The sequence below is a fragment of the Grimontia sp. AD028 genome (genome assembly GCF_000973155.1).
In the GTDB taxonomy this organism is placed as follows: Bacteria; Pseudomonadota; Gammaproteobacteria; order Enterobacterales; family Vibrionaceae; genus Enterovibrio; species Enterovibrio indicus.
This window is the reverse complement of record NZ_LASY01000126.1, coordinates 1-16,179: the sequence shown is the minus strand read 5'-3', so window position 1 is coordinate 16,179 and position 16,179 is coordinate 1. Positions and strand designations below refer to the sequence as shown.

At 49.3% G+C, this 16,179-nt stretch carries 16 protein-coding genes; 9 read left to right on the top strand and 7 right to left on the bottom strand.

The genetic code is table 11. The annotated features are described in order from the left end of the window. Positions 1-179: 179 nt before the first annotated feature. The 3 genes from RN22_RS21250 to RN22_RS21235 all read right to left on the bottom strand — a co-directional run bounded on the left by RN22_RS21250 (position 180) and on the right by RN22_RS21235 (position 3,394). Positions 180-1,805, bottom strand: coding sequence for a methyl-accepting chemotaxis protein (locus RN22_RS21250; protein WP_046307525.1), 1,626 nt, complete (start codon positions 1,803-1,805; stop codon positions 180-182). Between the two features lie 283 nt (positions 1,806-2,088). Next, positions 2,089-2,937, bottom strand: a complete 849-nt coding sequence (gene hdfR / locus RN22_RS21240; protein WP_046307521.1) for an HTH-type transcriptional regulator HdfR — start codon at positions 2,935-2,937, stop codon at positions 2,089-2,091. Between the two features lie 133 nt (positions 2,938-3,070). Beyond that, positions 3,071-3,394 carry a hypothetical protein gene (locus tag RN22_RS21235; RefSeq protein WP_046307520.1) on the bottom strand — a complete coding sequence of 108 codons (324 nt, stop codon included), beginning with the start codon at positions 3,392-3,394 and terminating at the stop codon, positions 3,071-3,073. Positions 3,395-3,610: 216 nt separating this feature from the next. Between RN22_RS21235 and RN22_RS21230 the strand changes: the two genes are divergently transcribed. From RN22_RS21230 to RN22_RS21210, 5 genes are all read left to right on the top strand, one after another. After that, positions 3,611-3,964, top strand: a complete 354-nt coding sequence (locus RN22_RS21230; RefSeq protein ID WP_046307518.1) for a YciI family protein — start codon at positions 3,611-3,613, stop codon at positions 3,962-3,964. A 3-nt stretch (positions 3,965-3,967) separates the two neighbouring features. After that, on the top strand, positions 3,968-5,179 hold the full coding sequence (locus RN22_RS21225) for an RNA polymerase sigma factor (protein WP_046307517.1): 1,212 nt from the start codon (positions 3,968-3,970) through the stop codon (positions 5,177-5,179). Positions 5,180-5,262: 83 nt separating this feature from the next. After that, on the top strand, positions 5,263-5,646 hold the full coding sequence (locus tag RN22_RS21220) for a VOC family protein (RefSeq protein WP_046307515.1): 384 nt from the start codon (positions 5,263-5,265) through the stop codon (positions 5,644-5,646). A 38-nt stretch (positions 5,647-5,684) separates the two neighbouring features. Next, positions 5,685-6,002: a YciI family protein gene (locus RN22_RS21215; RefSeq protein WP_046307514.1), complete on the top strand. Its 318-nt coding sequence runs from the start codon at positions 5,685-5,687 to the stop codon at positions 6,000-6,002. Between the two features lie 236 nt (positions 6,003-6,238). Next, positions 6,239-7,444 (top strand): alanine--glyoxylate aminotransferase family protein, encoded by a 1,206-nt coding sequence (locus RN22_RS21210; RefSeq protein ID WP_046307511.1) that lies wholly within the window; start codon positions 6,239-6,241, stop codon positions 7,442-7,444. Between the two features lie 27 nt (positions 7,445-7,471). On the opposite strand, the gene RN22_RS21205 is transcribed toward RN22_RS21210, so the two are convergent. The 4 genes from RN22_RS21205 to RN22_RS21190 form a co-directional block, all read right to left on the bottom strand. Beyond that, the gene (locus RN22_RS21205) at positions 7,472-8,446 is read right to left on the bottom strand and encodes a hypothetical protein (RefSeq protein ID WP_052737582.1); all 975 of its coding nucleotides are present in this window, start codon (positions 8,444-8,446) and stop codon (positions 7,472-7,474) included. A gap of 112 nt (positions 8,447-8,558) precedes the next feature. Further along, positions 8,559-10,031, bottom strand: a complete 1,473-nt coding sequence (locus tag RN22_RS21200; protein WP_046307510.1) for an EAL domain-containing protein — start codon at positions 10,029-10,031, stop codon at positions 8,559-8,561. A gap of 276 nt (positions 10,032-10,307) precedes the next feature. Then, on the bottom strand, positions 10,308-11,378 hold the full coding sequence (locus RN22_RS21195) for a hypothetical protein (RefSeq protein WP_046307508.1): 1,071 nt from the start codon (positions 11,376-11,378) through the stop codon (positions 10,308-10,310). 72 nt (positions 11,379-11,450) lie between these two features. Further along, the gene (locus RN22_RS21190; protein WP_046307505.1) at positions 11,451-12,500 is read right to left on the bottom strand and encodes a hypothetical protein; all 1,050 of its coding nucleotides are present in this window, start codon (positions 12,498-12,500) and stop codon (positions 11,451-11,453) included. Between the two features lie 446 nt (positions 12,501-12,946). On the opposite strand from RN22_RS21190, the gene RN22_RS25570 reads away from it, so the two are divergent. The 4 genes from RN22_RS25570 to RN22_RS25230 all read left to right on the top strand — a co-directional run bounded on the left by RN22_RS25570 (position 12,947) and on the right by RN22_RS25230 (position 15,956). After that, entirely contained in the window at positions 12,947-13,069 is a 123-nt protein-coding gene (locus RN22_RS25570) for a hypothetical protein (RefSeq protein WP_255350072.1), read from the top strand. Next, entirely contained in the window at positions 13,062-14,315 is a 1,254-nt protein-coding gene (locus tag RN22_RS21185) for an aromatic ring-hydroxylating dioxygenase subunit alpha (RefSeq protein WP_046307503.1), read from the top strand. The genes RN22_RS25570 and RN22_RS21185 overlap by 8 nt, the downstream gene beginning before the upstream one ends. Before the next feature lie 132 nt (positions 14,316-14,447). Continuing rightward, positions 14,448-15,563, top strand: coding sequence for a hybrid-cluster NAD(P)-dependent oxidoreductase (locus RN22_RS21180; RefSeq protein WP_002540900.1), 1,116 nt, complete (start codon positions 14,448-14,450; stop codon positions 15,561-15,563). A 252-nt stretch (positions 15,564-15,815) separates the two neighbouring features. After that, the gene (locus RN22_RS25230; protein ID WP_002540901.1) at positions 15,816-15,956 is read left to right on the top strand and encodes a hypothetical protein; all 141 of its coding nucleotides are present in this window, start codon (positions 15,816-15,818) and stop codon (positions 15,954-15,956) included. Positions 15,957-16,179: the final 223 nt, after the last annotated feature.

Here is a 16,179-nt window from a genome sequence, read left to right as displayed (position 1 = left end):
GGCGAAAAATTTCGATAAGTCGTTATTCTACAATCAGATTTCTCAACGCAGTTATCGAGCATTTTAACAAGCTAGGATGAGCAGATATTTACTACGATTGGTATAAGCATGAAGTACGGGTGAGAGATAAAAGAAAACCGCCCCGAAAGGCGGTTTTGATTGAAGCTTACATCTGGCAATTAAACGCGGAAGAAAGCAAGCTCCTGCTTCTGGCTTTCAGCCAGCTGAGACAGCTCCTGACTTGCCGACGCGCTTTGGCTGATACCGGTAACATTCTGGGTAATGATGCCAGACATATTGGTGATGTTACGGTTGATGTCCTGCGTCACTGCCGATTGCTGTTCAGCGGCGGTCGCCACCAGCGTATTCATGTCAGTGATTTGTGCGACAGACTGTGTGATGCCGTTCAGGGCATCATTCGCCTGCTGGCTCAGTTCCTGAGTACGCGCAAGCACGTCCATGCACATTCCCATGCTGTCACCCGCCTGAGAAGCCTGAAGCTGCAAGCCTTCGATGATTTGCTGGATCTCTTTGGTCGACTCTTCAGTACGCGCTGCCAGCATACGCACTTCATCCGCGACCACTGCAAAACCACGGCCAGAATGGCCTGCGCGCGCCGCTTCAATTGCCGCATTCAGTGCCAATAGATTAGTTTGCTCCGAAATGCCGCGGATCACTTCCACCACATGACTGATGCGCTCAGATTGCTCACGCAAGGTGCTCACCACACTTGCAGTGTTTTCAATCGACTCCGCCATTTGCACTGCGGCCTGTGTACTTTGCTCGAATACTGCCAGACCTTGTGCTGCCAGTTCATCGGTTTGACGAGCCGCATGGTCAGCATTCACCGCGTTGTCAGACACGTTATCTGCAGTACTAGAAAGCTCGGTCACTGCAGAAGCAACCTGTTCGATTTCTGCCTGCTCTTGCTGTGCGTTCACTGCAGATTGGTTCATCACCGCTGCAAGTTCAGTGGAAGCCGCTGCCACTTCATCGCTGATACTGACCAGTGTGGTCACGGTATGACGCAGTTGGCTGATGGTCTGGTTGGTGTCACGGCCCAAACGCGCCAGTTCATTTTCACCGGATTCATCCGCCTGTACGTTCAGATCACCCGTCGCCAGACGACGCATGACATCCTGAAGCTCTTCCAATGGTTTCACGATCACACCTGAAAGCCACCAGCCAAACAGCATCGCAATCGTCAATGCACCGCTCATCACCAGGCCGGTTGTCACCATCATCTGATCTGCATCGTCGTCAGATTTTTTCAGGTCTTGCTCAACCAAAGGATTGATAAAAGCTGACAGTGCGCTGATGTCTTTCATCATTTCCGCGCCCATTTCACGGTATTCGTTCACCATAGCGTTATAGCGCGGCATGGCGATTTGTTGCTTGAAGTAAGCTTCAATCGTCGGTTGCGCTTGGGCGTTGGTATAGCGAACGTAGTCGCTCACACTGTTCTCTATATCAAGTGCCATATCACGCAGCACCTGCGTTTTTGCCATTTCACGGGAAATGGTCAACGCTTCGTTACCCAGCTTGGCGACGTTATCGGCCATTAGCTTGGTACGCTGTGAATCGTAGATACCGTAAATAGCTTCCACACGCATTGCCCAGGCAATGTCTGCCAGTTTAGACACGCGATCTTTGTCATTCGCTGCCTGTCGTGCCGTATTACTGACCGAATAAACCGCAGATTCAACTTCACTCTTGGCAAAGATCATCACTGCGAAAGTGCTTATCACCAAAAGAAAAATAGGGATCAGAATTTGATATCGGATAGAGATATTTTTGAGTGACATTTATCGCTTAAACCTGAGTCGTATTGCTGAAATTGCGCGCATTATGAGACTTAGATCAACATTTGCCAACCGTGAATTTTCTTTTAGAAACATTTATTTTGGCAATCAGTTTGAACGCCAAATTCCTGTCGTGAGTGTCAAAAAACTGTGTATGAAAAATGGGTTGAGACATTAACAGAGATGAGAGGGGCAGTCGTTCAGAATGGAAAAAGTCTGGATTACTGTACGAGTGAGATAAAGGCAGACCGGAGGCTAAATATCGCCTCCAGTCACTTGGATATAGTTAAGCGTCGTTTTCTAAGCTGGAGACCAAGGCTTCGATATCTTCATGCTTGTCACTGGTTGAAAGCCAAACCAGATACAGCTCGTTTGCCATCGCCGGGCTGTCTTTCACCACATGCAAAGCACCGGCTTCAATCCAAGGCTGTGCGACGGTAGACGGCAAGAATCCAACGCCTCCACGGTTAAGCAGGAATTTCAACGCAGGCTGGCATGCATGGCTGTGCAAGACAGGGGTGCGTTGTAGCGACGCAATACGGCCATGTTCAAGGCCAAAGCGGGTTCCCCAATCCAGATACACCATCGGCAGTTCACTCACCGATTCCAGATCCTGATCCGGCTCACTGCTAACCAGCAGAAGTTCAAACGCTGTAATACGGTGCTGCTGCAGATCTGCCAGTTTTGGTGGTTCACTGGTCAGCACCACGTCGACCTGCTTCTCAAGCAGCGCATTCGAGATTTGCTGACGGCTCAAAGATTCCGTGCGAAGTGCCCAATCCGGTTGATTGGCTTCAACTTGCTCCAGCCAGTCACTGCAGCTGTCCATTTCCCAGATCAGTGACGTCGCCCCCACCGTCAGTTGCTGCTGATAACTGTCTGTTAGCGCCACATCCTGACGCGCGCGCCCCCAGGTCTGCAAAATGCTTTCTGCATAGGGGACAAAACGCTCTCCGGCAGCGGTTAAGCGTAAATCACCGCGCTTACGGGTAAACACCGGCGTACCGAGTTTGATTTCCAATTGGCGGATACGGAAGCTAACGGCCGACTGTGTTAAATACAGGTTGGTTGCCGCTTTACCAAAATGTCGGGTTTTGTTCACTTCCAGGAACGTGCGTAGTAGATCAGTATCCATAATCAGCAATAAATCAAAATAGTTTCGTCAGCTTGCGTTATCACGGAAAAGCCCTATCGGGTCAAGGGTAAAGCGCACAATTCGGCGCGATTGCGGATCAATTGAACGCGTACGACAAAATCAGGAGGAATAATTAGACTTTGCGGCTGGATATCGGCTTGGGAAGGGAAAAGCAAAGCGCATACACCGCCAACCCTAAACACCATGCACCAATAAACGCTCCCCAGTTATCCACCAAATGTCCAATCAAAGCGGATGCAAGCAACAGGAATATCACCACCAGCAACACATTAATGCAAGTTGCGAGATAACGATTCGCCTTAAAGCTTTTTCCCCAAAACACAAACACGCACAGATTCACCACCGCTACCTGTCGACGGTAATATCTGTCGAGGTACATGGCTAGCCAGAATCCCCACAGTGTGCCCACTGCTATATCGAGCCAGGTCTCAAACATCGAGCCTCCGAACCATAAAACGGTGTCCACCCTGCCCCATCTAAACGGTTGTTTCAGGTGGTTCGAGTTACTCAGTGTAAGCCTTACGCAACCAGTTACACGTCTCAATGTAAAGACTATGAATGTCGAGAGGCTTACCACATGCCATCCCAGAGTTCAGACAGAATCCACCCACCCAAGCGCTACACTTAATCTGTGGAAAAATGAGGAATTATTATGAAGTTTGCGCTGCTGATTTACGGTACGGAAGACTACAACAAACAGCTGAGTGACGAGCAGGAGATGGAGATGCTTAAGCTTCATCATGCCCTGCAGGAGACGACGGTAGAGAAGGAGCAGTTCATCGCCTCTGCCCGACTGGAATGGACGGACACAGCCAAAACCGTGTCTGCAGATGATGAAGGAAAACCGCTGGTCACTGATGGTCCATTTGCTGAAACCAAAGAACAGTTTTTGGGGCTATACCTGCTGGATTGTGACACCGAAGACGACGCCATTGCTTACGCTGCGTCTCTGCCGCTGAAACACCACAAAATCGAAGTCCGTCCTGTGGGATGGTGCCGTAACTAGCCCATGGACTTTAACACCGAGGTTGCAAGGGTTTATCGCCGGGCGCGTCCCAAAGTGCTCGGCGCTTTAGTTCGCCGTTTTGGCGATATGTCCTTGGCAGAAGATGCCCTGCAAGAAGCCATTACCCGCGCCTATTCAGTCTGGCTGGAAAATGGAATGCCGGACAATCCGGAAACCTGGCTTTTTGTTACGGCGAAAAACAGTGTTATCGATAACTTCCGCAAACATAACCGGGAAGAATGCTATGAAAGTGAAACGGATACTGACTCAAGCGAAGACCCCGACCTTCTTTATAACAGCGATATTCTGAGGCTGTTTTTTGTCTGCTCTGATCCTTTGCTTGCCAAACCGCAGCAAATCAGTCTGGCGCTAAACGTACTGGCAGGCATTCCATCCTCTTCGCTCGCACGGGCTTTTCTTGTTTCAGAATCAGCAATGGAAAAGCGGCTTTCTCGGGCCAAGCAAACAGCGAATCAACTCGCTCTCACCACAGACACGCCTTTTCTCGACCCCAAGCGCCTCGACTCAGTCAAAAGCATGTTGTATCTGCTGTTTACCGAAGGCTACAACTCGGCTTCATCGCCACAGAGAAATCAACTCAGCTTTAGCGATGAGGCTATCTCTTTAACACGGCAGCTTGTCGAGCTCATCCCCAACGACACCGAAATCCAAAGTCTTCTCGCTTTGATGCTTTATAGCCAATCCCGCCGTGGTGCCCGCTTTCTAGGAGGTGAACCGGTTCCTCTTGATGAGCAGGACAGAAGCCTCTGGGATCAAGACATGATAGCCGAAGCCACTGGGATACTCGCTAAAACCTCAACGGGCGCACCTGCCGGTTACTATCGCCTTCAAGCCTGCATTTCAGGGGCACATAGCATTGCACGAAATACGGAAGACACAGATTGGGAAGACATCCTCCATCTCTATGATGCTCTTTACCGTCAGAGCCCGAGCCCTGTGGTCGCGCTAAACCGCGCCGTGGCCACGGCTCATGTTAACGGTGCTCATCAAGCACTTGAAGAGATAGAGCCACTGCAAAAGCCACTCACTCGCTATCAGTACTTCCACGCCACCCGTGCCCACTTGTTGAAGATGGCCGGAAAAACAGAAAGCGCAGTAGAGGCATTCAGAACAGCACATATTCTGGCGCAGCATGATTGGGAAAAATCTTACATAGAAAAAGAAATCAATCAGTTAGAACAACAGAGTAAATAATTCAGAAAAAAGTGAATACCGATGTCCGGTTTGAGGTTTGTCGTTCGTCCTATTAAAAGACACTCAACAAAAAGGACGACAAGATGAGCAACGCACAACAAACCCATGGCGCACCGAGCTGGATTGAACATTGCGGTCCGCAACATCAAGAAGCGAAGGCGTTTTATCAACAAGTACTTGGCTGGGAAGTCATAGATCACCCAATGGAAGCCGATGTTATCTACCCGATTATCTCAGTCAATGACAGTGGCGTCGGAGGATTCAAACCATTTCCAGATGACGAGCCCGGCTGGCTGGTTTACATCACTGTCGATGACGTGGATAGCAGGCTCGAAAAAGCGATAACGCTTGGCGCGACTGAGCTGATGCCACCATCGGACATTCCAGGTGTTGGGCGAATAGCGATCTTTAAGGATCCGCAAGGTGCCAAGTTGGCACTGATCAAATACAGCACGCAAGACGCCTAAGCGTGTTGATGACGAGATTGCAGACGAAAGGAAATGATATGCCGAAATATGTCATGACGTACCTGGGTGGTAACCCTCCCGCCACACCGGAAGAAGGCCAAAAGCATTTCGCTGAATATCAGGCGTGGTTAAAGGGGCTTGGCAACAAAGCCATTAGTCCAGCCAATCCGCTGAAAGGCACCATGTGTGTTGCGCCGGATGGCTCGACCAGTGAAGGGAGCCAAACTGGCATGTCCGGTTACACCATCCTTGAAGCAGACTCTATGGATGAGGCACTGCAAGCCGCAAAGGCTTGCCCTTTCCTTGGCATCGGCGGAACCATGGAAGTCTCTGAACTTATAGAAATGACGTTCTAATCCATTCCTTTTCAATAAGAAATCTACTTCGCTAATTTCTTGCGAAGTGGGTTTCTGCACCCAAAATTTCGAGGTTCAGATGGAATATTTAACCCTTCCGCCCAAGTAGTGCAGAAATGCGACGGGTTATCCCGCTATGCACATGGAAATCCCTATGTTGCTGTGCGACTATGCCTTTACAAGCATCGCCTCCGACAGGAAGTCGCTCAAGCACAGAATCAATACAGGAGTTATACGTGCGCATATCTGCCCCCATCGTCGAATCACTGGATACCATCCTTCCTGAAGAACCTTTATTGATGATGGGCGCTGGCCCAGTGCCAATTCCTGCCAAAGTGGCCGCCGCCAACGGGATTGTGATTAACCACCTCGGTGAGACCATGTCACGTATCATTGAGCAGGTGAAATCCATGTCCCGCTACGTTTTCCAGACCGAGTCTTCACACATTCTCGGTGTTGCAGGTCCGGGGTCTGCGGCGATGGAAATGGCAGTCGCTAATCTGGTTGCACCGGGCGACAGAGTGCTGTCTGTGAGTAATGGCTTTTTCAGTGGCCGCTTGGCGGAAATGTCTGAACGTGTGGGCGGAGAAGTCACCCGCTACACCATTGCTGAAGGACAAGCTGCAAGCCCTGAGGAGATCGCCAAAGCCATTGCCGAAGTGCAGCCCAAAGTGCTCACTATCGTGCAGGGTGAGACCTCCAATACGGTTTGCAACAGTGCGCTGCCGGAAATCTGCAGTGCCGCCAAATCTGCGGGATGTCTGGTGATTGTCGATGCCGTCTGTACCCTCAGCACCATGCCACTCAACATGGATGAGTGGGGCGTAGATGCCGTGATCACTGGGGGCCAGAAAGGGTTGAGCTGTATTCCCGGCGTTTCTCTGGTCGCTTTCTCTGAGCAGGCATGGGACAAAATCACCACCCGCGAAGACACACTGCGCCACTGGTGTCTGGATGCGAAACTGGCAGACAAATTCTGGTACCAAAGCTCTTATCATTACACCGCCCCCGTTTCCGGCATTATGGCCATTCATGAAGCGCTGCGACTGATTTGCGATGAAACCCTGGAAAAGCGCTTTGACCGTCACCTGAAATGCTCCCTAGCCCTTCAGGCTGGCATTCAAGGTCTCGGGCTTTCCCTCTATGCCGACAAAGCCTCCAGACTGAATTCCGTCGTAGGCATCAATGTGCCGGAAGGGTTGAATCAGAAAGAGATTCTGGCGGCGATTTCCCGAGATTTTAAAGTGGAGATTTCAGGTTCATTTGGCTTGAATATCGTTCGAATCGGACAGATGGGCGAGCAATGCCGCGTGCACAATATCTTCCGCACTATCCATGCGTTAGGGTCGACCATCCAAAGGCTCGGCGGTGAAGCGAACTTACCCTTGGGTGTGGCGATGTTGGAAAAAACGTTGCAGGAGTACCAGCCACAGTTTAGCTGACAGAAAATAAATTGGCAGGCTCGGGGGTTACGTGAAACTGGGTTGAAACGGCTCGCCATCAATATGCATAACGCCGTCTTCAAGGGTAATAACAAACTCGTGGTTCAACGCATATTCTCTAGAATCCGAGCCAAGATGTAAGTACTCGCTATCAAATTCATAGAAGTGGGTTAACGTTATCCGAACCAGATTGCGGTTTCTCATATAGCGCAGCAAGTTACCGTAGGCACTTCGCAGCGCTGGTTTGTTTTCACTCTCACCAAGAAAGTAAATGCTGTAAGCGCGGGCCAGCATCAAGGCAAGCGTTTTAGCACCCTCACCATTCGGCATGCCGAGGCTTTCTGGTTCGACTTCACGATCACCCTTGATCGCTAATACATTGCAATCAAATCCCCCTAGATACACCAGCAGGTCAGTATCAGAAGACATATGTTTTGACGCTTCATGACTCAGCGCAGATACCAGAGATTGCGCCCCCTCCCAATAAGGTGAAGGTGAGCTGCCGGTCGCCACAACTTTGCTTTCCACCTCAACATCAATACCTGTTCCGAACAGGAAGTCATGAACAGAGAGAGTAATGTCTTCGTTTTTGCTTGTCAGTAGCGTGACAAACTTAGGTTCAAGCAGGACTTTAGGGTGCGGTGTGTTTTCAAAAAAGTGATCCCCCAGTTTCACAGCCGCCGAGACTTTGCGCTCTTCTTTGCCAACCAGAAAGTGGAACGTGGTTTTTTTGGTCAGGAAATTGTAGCGAGGGCGCTTAAAGATATTGAAACGCACTTTCTCGCGACTACACAGCAGAAACAGATGGGGCTCTGCCAGCTTGTGGTCGAGATGGTTTTTCAGGTTGGCTCGGTAATCGACCACGTATTGGCTAAGTTTTCGGATTTCTTGCGAAAAGCGTTCGTCTTGAAGTAGGTCGCACCACAAAATATCCGTGTCCGTCAGTTCGGAGTGACAACTGACCAGTGCCGGATTCTCGATAAGACGAAGTGTTGCGACCAAACCAGGATCCTTATGTTCATGTTTACGAAGCTTTTTTAAGCGTAGTGGATCTCACGGTCGTCGCACATCAAATTTGCCGGATTGAGAGCAATGCCACTTGGTTCTGTTGACCTTAACTAAACCGGTTCAATAGATCGCCGACCATCAAAGGCTTTGAGTAGAAATATCCTTGCTGATACTGACAGCCACGGTGAATAAGAAAATCAACCTGTTCTCCGTTTTCTACCCCCTCTGCGACAATCGCGATGTTCAGACGATGGGCAAGTTCAATGATGGACTCCAACACGGGCGCATTCACCGAATCTACCCCCACAGTATCGACAAAACACTTGTCGATTTTCAGATAGTCGAGGTTAAGTCGCTGCAGCATGGACAATGAAGTATGCCCGACTCCGAAATCATCAATCGCCACTGATACGCCAAGGCGACGCGCCGCGTCAATCTGGGTAAGCGCTGAGTCGTCCAACAACTGACGTTCAGTGATTTCAAGCGTAATGGAAACGGGCAACGCATCGAACAGCCCCAGCACATAGGCCAACTCAGATTCAAAGCTCGGACAGGTCATAAACTCCGGCGGGACATTGATCCCTAAATGGTAGGTTTTTCCTGTAGGCAGTAATGCCATGTCCTGGGCTGCGCGGGAAAAGACATAGTGGGTAAACTCAACACCCAAGCCATTCTGCTCGATGACTGGAATGAAGATATCCGGCCCCACTGCGCCCATCTTTGAATGCTGCCAACGCGCCAACGCTTCGAAGCCATAAAGCTCACCCATTGCGTCGTAAACCGGTTGATACATCAAATAGAACTCTCCGCGTTTCATACCGGTTTTAATTTCTTCGATGAGAGAAAAGCGGGGCTTCAGACGCATGATAATCAGGTGGGAAAACAGGGAAATCAGCAGCCCAAGAGGAATACTCGCCAGCGTGAACATCAGCATGGAGTAACGCACATAGCTTTCCGTGGGTTCAACGCCGAGCTCAATGTGAAAACGCTGCGATTTGAAGTAATGCATGCTTTCAAGGTCATACTGGCTTCGGTTAAACAAACACTTGTCACCAATCCAAACGGCCAGCTTTTCATACTGCAGCGAGTCTGAGATATCCATGTAGCTGATAAATTCGTCTAAAGAGACAACAGCCATACCACGGGTATCGAGATCCTTTTTATCTTGGGAAACAATCACCAACACCCGTTCATGACCCACTGTTCCCGCCTTAGGATAGCTGTGAATACCTGGCGTCAGATTTGCGGTGATCAAAGACGGGTCGACCCAGTCAAAGACAGTGTCAGACTGACACATGACCTGACCATTTTTCACGGTCACAAAATCATGCACGCTTGGCCAGAGTTTCAGTCGGCTTTTGATAGAGCGGCAATTAGAGGTATGACTCATGATCACCTGCGCCTGGTTGGTCAGCGACTCAATCTTTCGTTCAAGGGTTTTTAGGTATATCCCCCCAAAGTCATCGACATGTTTATCAATGGACAACTTGGACAGATACAGCCCCAGCAACACAGCAAAAAACATCGGCACACATACCAGCGTCAGGTAGTACACCAAATCTCGCCCATTGCGTTTCATGCTCGAAAACCTTGTTCAGTAAAGATGTGAGGCCGTGGAATCTTGGAAATAATCTGCCCACTTTTCCGAACATCATACGCTTTATAGCCGAATAATTGTTGATTGATTGCAATTAGCCAGCCATCAATCCGTCGAGAAAAGTGGACACCACGAACAGGAGTGCGATGTATATCACAAGGATTCTGAGACTGTCATAGAGATTTTAGAGTGAAAGCTCAAATTTTTGATGTGCGGCAGAAAACCGCGTCTGGATTAAATGAAGAGGACGTTGCTCAATCAGGCTTCACCCGCCAAATGCTTTAGAAAACGAAGCTGTTGGCGTTCCTGATCTGAGGGTTGGTAGGGCGCGTCGCTCAGTGAATCTGCACTCAACTCGCCAAGTTCAATTTGCCCAACCTGACTCACACCATATTGGGTTTCTTCACCGGGACGGCCTGACATGCGCTCCAATTGCAAATCTTTCAGGGTAAAGGAGCCGCTTTGACCGCCAAACACGGATTGGTGCGCTTTCAGAATGATTTCGCCCTCGCCTTCACCGAGCTTTTTCTTTTCAGTTAGAACAGCAACAGGGGTGCCATCTTCCCGGTATAAATTGGCACGAAGACGATAAATACCGCCCTGTTTCGCATCAATGGTGACAGGTATCATCCAGTCAGCCTGCTGGGTAAAAGTGGGCTGTGCGCCTGTCACATACGCCACAGGATTGGCATAACTGATATCCGCCGTCAGTACATCGCTGCCGCCCTCGAAGCGAACCGTCACTTTCAGCCTTAGCTGGGAAGACGCGCTTTCGTCAGGCTGCATTTCGCCCAAAGCGTCGTCGCTACGGCCACTCGCTACCTCCGCACGACTGGCGATATCCAACAAGGTATATCGCATGCCGAGAACCGGCAGGGCACTTTTCACCTTGAAGTGAACAGGTTCCGGATAAAAGAACCGGTATTTATCGAGCGACAAGACGGCGGACTCTTTGCCATCCAACACGGGCATTTCAACTTCGGAAAAACGGTTTGGCGTAAGATAAGGGCTATCGGCTGATAAGATTGGCTGTGAATACGGTGGGTAATGCAGTTCTTGCTCAAAAGTCTGCGCGACCAAAGAAAATTGCGCTGTCATGGCTTCAGGCACCTCGACTATGGGTAACGGCTCCTCCAGCTCAACAGCAGGGTTTTCTTGCTTAGCTAATGGCAAAGGCTGCGTGATTGGCTCAGGCACAGACGGATTTTCATTTTCCGGCAACGCCGCGGCAGTATCCTGCTTGGGCATACCTTCTTCGTTATCGCCAAGCAACCAAAAACCCAGTCCTGCGAGTGCCAGTGTGACCAGCACAGTCCCCGCTTTTTTCATTCATCTATCCTTATTTTAACTGCCACACCCCAGGGGCTGAAAACCGGAGGAGCCATGCCCCTCCGGTCACGCTTATCGCAGGTTAGCCACCAGCTCAGACATGGTGTGGTTTTCAGAGCCATTCACGTAACGAAAATACGCCCAGCTCCACCAAGACCAGGAATCAGAGGTACTCACTGAAACCTGTGTACCATCTCCTAAAGACACACGGCTGTTCGCTGCAGTCACTTTTCCTTGGTGAACATCGCCAATCACGCCGCCATGCGTATAGCCGCTACCCATCAGCATTGGGTAGTGCTGAGGCATAAAGCTCGATACACCGCGGGATTGACTTGCCAACTTGCCATCATAAGCGACAGATCGGGAACAGCTGGAGAAACTGCCGACTGTGCTGGAACCGCAGGTGGAGTGGGAAGCGACAACGCCATCATCATGGCCTGGCAGGAAAGGCGACGTGACGCCAAGATACTCGCTCGAATCCCCGGTAAATCGGATGCGTGGTACACGGCCATCCGGGAATGGAGCGATTTGTCGGGCGTTCGCCACTTTCAAGTCATTCAGCACGCCAGTATTACTGCTATTTGGCATTTCGCCGAGCCAAAGTGCTATTGCCAATTGCAATGTTGTGTTTAAAACACCACCACCCTCTGCAATATTAACGGCCATATCTGCGAGCTCAGAACCACCGCCGGCCCCCGCAAAATCAAACGTAGAAATAATATTTAATGGCTGTAAACCTTCGTTTAAAAGCCAATTTTCCTGATTATCTAAAATATAGCGCGTGACCAGATCACCGGTAGAGTGAGTCACAAAAATACATCCATTGACACAAGTATTACTTTGCGCAAGTTGTTTTAATTTTGGCCAGGCATAATCGCTGGCAATTTTCCCTGCGACGCGCTCATGGGAAGGCCAATCGATTCTTACATCCGCATGGGTATTCCAATACTGAGCCCAGTATTGCTCTCCATCAGCCCTGACCTCCGTAGGGCCTGGTCTTGCAGAGAGTTGAGAGGGTTGTAAACCATGAACCAGCACCACTGGATGCTGGCCAATGGCGGCTGTTGCTTGAAATGAGAGAGCTGCTGTTGCTAGTGAGAGCATTGCTATCGTTTTTTTCATTTTAACCACCCTTTTGTATTGGTCTCGCTCAGCGTAGGGCAGAATAAAAATTATAACAATTCGTTAACATAGATCTCGCTCTCGTTATTTAATAAACAACATAAAAAGTTATTTTAAAGTGTAATAATGAGCGACATCTTTTGTATAAATGCGACAAATAAGCCGGATTTCATAACACTTCACTTCCTCTCTTTATCTTTTATTAAATGGTACAAAACTCTTTCCTATTTAAATTAAATCAATTGCATAAACCTTTTTATTAATATTTTTATCACTTTGGTCGTCTGATATAGATCCCCTGAGTCAACAGATCGGATTTACGCCGTGTTGCACCTCGAATCATGATATGAAACCAGACTCTATGCCGTGCCCGCATCCTTCTTAGTCGTATACAAGCAACCCCGAAGTCGTAATTAAATAATTTTCCACATAGAAACAGGGTCATTATGCAGGTATACCCAAGCAAACTGCTGGCTGCAGTGTGGGCGGGTTGGATGCTAATTGCTTGGACTGACGTTCAAGAGAGCCTCGGTATGATTGGTACTTCACTAGGGAAAGAAGATGACTAAAGTGCCCGCACAACGCATTGATAATGCGCTTATTGACCGCAACGCCGTGAAAACCATGCTGGAAAGACGTATCCCCGACCACACGTTGGAGCAACCGTTTTACAACAGCGAAGCCCTGTTCCAGATAGATATGGAAGAGATCTTTCACAAAGAATGGATTTTCGCTGGCATGAGTTGTGAGCTGCCAAAACGCGGCAGCTACATCACGGTCGATATTGGTCTTAGCCCTGTCATCATCCTTCGCGATAACAAAGACGAAATCCGTGCTTTCCATAATACCTGTCGTCACCGCGGCTCGAAGATCTGTCTGGCCGCTAAAGGCAAAACACCAAAACTCGTCTGTCCGTATCACCAATGGGCTTACGATTTGGACGGTTCACTGGTCTACAACGGCCAGGACATGGATGAGAGCTTTGATCGATCTACCCATGGATTGGCGTCTGTACATTGCCAGGTTGCTGGCGGCTATATCTTTGTTTGCCTTGCCGAAACAGCACCGCCCATTGAAGACTTCGTGAAAGACATGGAGTACTACCTGGAACCGCACGATCTCTACAATTCAAAAGTTGCAGTACAAAGCGAAATCATCGAAAAAGCCAATTGGAAACTGGTGGTGGAAAACAACCGCGAATGCTATCACTGCGATGGCTCTCACCCGGAGCTCCTGAACTCGTTGTTAGAATGGGACGACAACAATGATCCCCGCGCCACACCGGAATTTATCGCTCTGGTTGAGAAAAAACAGACCTTCTGGTCTGGTATGGACATCCCTTACCAATACCAAATGCGTTATAACAACCGAAACCGCATTGTCCGTACCCCGCTAAAAGAAGGCACCCACTCCATGACGATGGATGGTCAGGCTGCCAGTAAAAAGCTCCTCGGCCGTATCACCTCACCGGATCTTGGTGCACTACGCATTCTTCACCTGCCAAATTCCTGGAACCACGGCATGGGCGATCATCACATCGCGTTTCAGATCCTGCCAATCAGCCCACAGGAAACCAAAGTTATCACCCGCTGGTTGGTGCACAAAGATGCTGTCGAAGGCGTCGATTATGACCCTGAAAACCTTCGCCATGTCTGGGATGCGACCAACGCGCAGGACAGAACTTTGTCTGAAAACAACCAGCTGGGCGTAAATTCTATGGGCTATCAACCGGGTCCCTATTCCAAAACCTATGAATTCGGGGTGATCAACTTCGTCAATTGGTACTGCGAGCGCATGAAAGAAAATCTGGGTTAGAACCAGTGAAGAAATGGGGTGCGTCGGGGTGGTGCATTCAGGTAAGTCTATGTCGTGCCTGTGTAATCTAAAACCCTGAATCCACCCCACAATCGCAGCAGGAAACCGCGAAAAATCTTAGGGAAAATCACTATGAACGAACTGGAACCCTTACCCGAAGACAGCCTGAACCCGGTCAATACACAGACCTGGGCAAATGGCCGTCATGTCGTGCGCTGCGTTAAGGTGATTCAGGAAACACATGATGTAAAAACCTTCTGCTTTATGAGCCAGACACCCATCATGTTTTTCTTCAAGCCAGGCCAGTTTGTGACCTTGGAGCTGGAGATTGGTGGCGAGCAAATCATGCGCAGCTATACCATGTCGTCCTCCCCTTCCGTTCCCTACAGCTTTTCCATTACGGTGAAACGGGTCAAAAATGGGTTGGTCTCTAACTGGCTTCACGACAACCTTCGTGTAGAAGATGAAATTGCCGTTCATGGCCCTGTAGGCAATTTCAACTGCATCGATTTCTCTACCGACAAAGCGCTATTCCTCTCTGGCGGCGTTGGCATTACGCCCGTCATGTCGATGGCAAGGTGGTGGTACGACACCAACAGTTTGGTTGACATGAAATTTGTCCATAGCGCTCAAACCCCAAAAGACATCATCTTCAAGAAAGAGCTCGAACTGATCGCGTCACGCATCGACAATTTCGAGCTCAGCATTATCTGTGAACGCTACGACATCGGCGAAAGCTGGCACGGCTATCGCGGCTTTCTGACTCAGCAAATACTCGAACTCATCGCACCGGATGTCCTTCAGCGCGAAGTCTACTGTTGTGGCCCCGAGCCTTACATGAGAGCCGTGCGCGCCATGCTTAAAGACATCGGCTATGACATGTCGCGTTACCACGAAGAAAGTTTTGGTGAAACACCACCGGAAGCCATAGAAGATGCAGAAGAGTCTGCAGAACTGGCACAAATTGCAGATGAACAGCCACAAGCTGGATTCTGCGTGGAATTTATTGATGAAGGCATGTCCGTCACGGTGACCGAAAACGAAACCGTACATGCTGCCAGTACCAAGCTGGGCGTACAAATTCCTAAAGCCTGCGGCATGGGGATCTGCGGTTCGTGCAAAGTGAGGTTACTGTCAGGGAATGTCAATATGGAGCACAACGGCGGGATCAGCGACGAAGAAATTGAAGAAGGCTACATTCTCAGCTGTTGCAGCAAGCCCCTTGATGATGTGTCCATTGAGACCTGAAACCCCAATATCCCCGCCAACTGATTGATACCAAAGAAGCTCCTTTACGGAGCTTCTTTGTTTTTATCACCATACGTACAAGATTTCAGACACAGAGCCTGCCTAACACAACCATTACCGAACGCTAACAAAACTCAGTAGGTTATGAACCAAAGTGTACTTACCAAGACGCCATATTAACGAGGTGGCTTGGCACAACTGCTGCAGCAAACACCCAATTTAATAACTCCAATGGAAATAGGAGATAGAGAAATGACTATGTTCAAAACACTGATGTTAACCTTCGCAGTATTTTTCTCAGGCTTGGCACTCGCCAGCGACACCGCTACTGACTGCTCGGAAGGTTCTGAAGCCCCAGAGTGTCAGGTAAAGGATGACAGCAGCACTAACTGATCGTGCTGGGCAGCGCTGTGAATTCTGCTTGTTTCCCTTAGCGCTGACATATCCTGAAAAATGACACGCCAAAAGAAAGGCCAGTGATCACTCACTGGCCTTTTTGTCTTTTCCTGTTGGGCTTATACCAATCGTAGTAAATATCTGCTCATCCTAGCTTGTTAAAATGCTCAATAACTGCGTTGGAAAATTTGATTGTAAAAGAACTGCTTATCGAAATTTT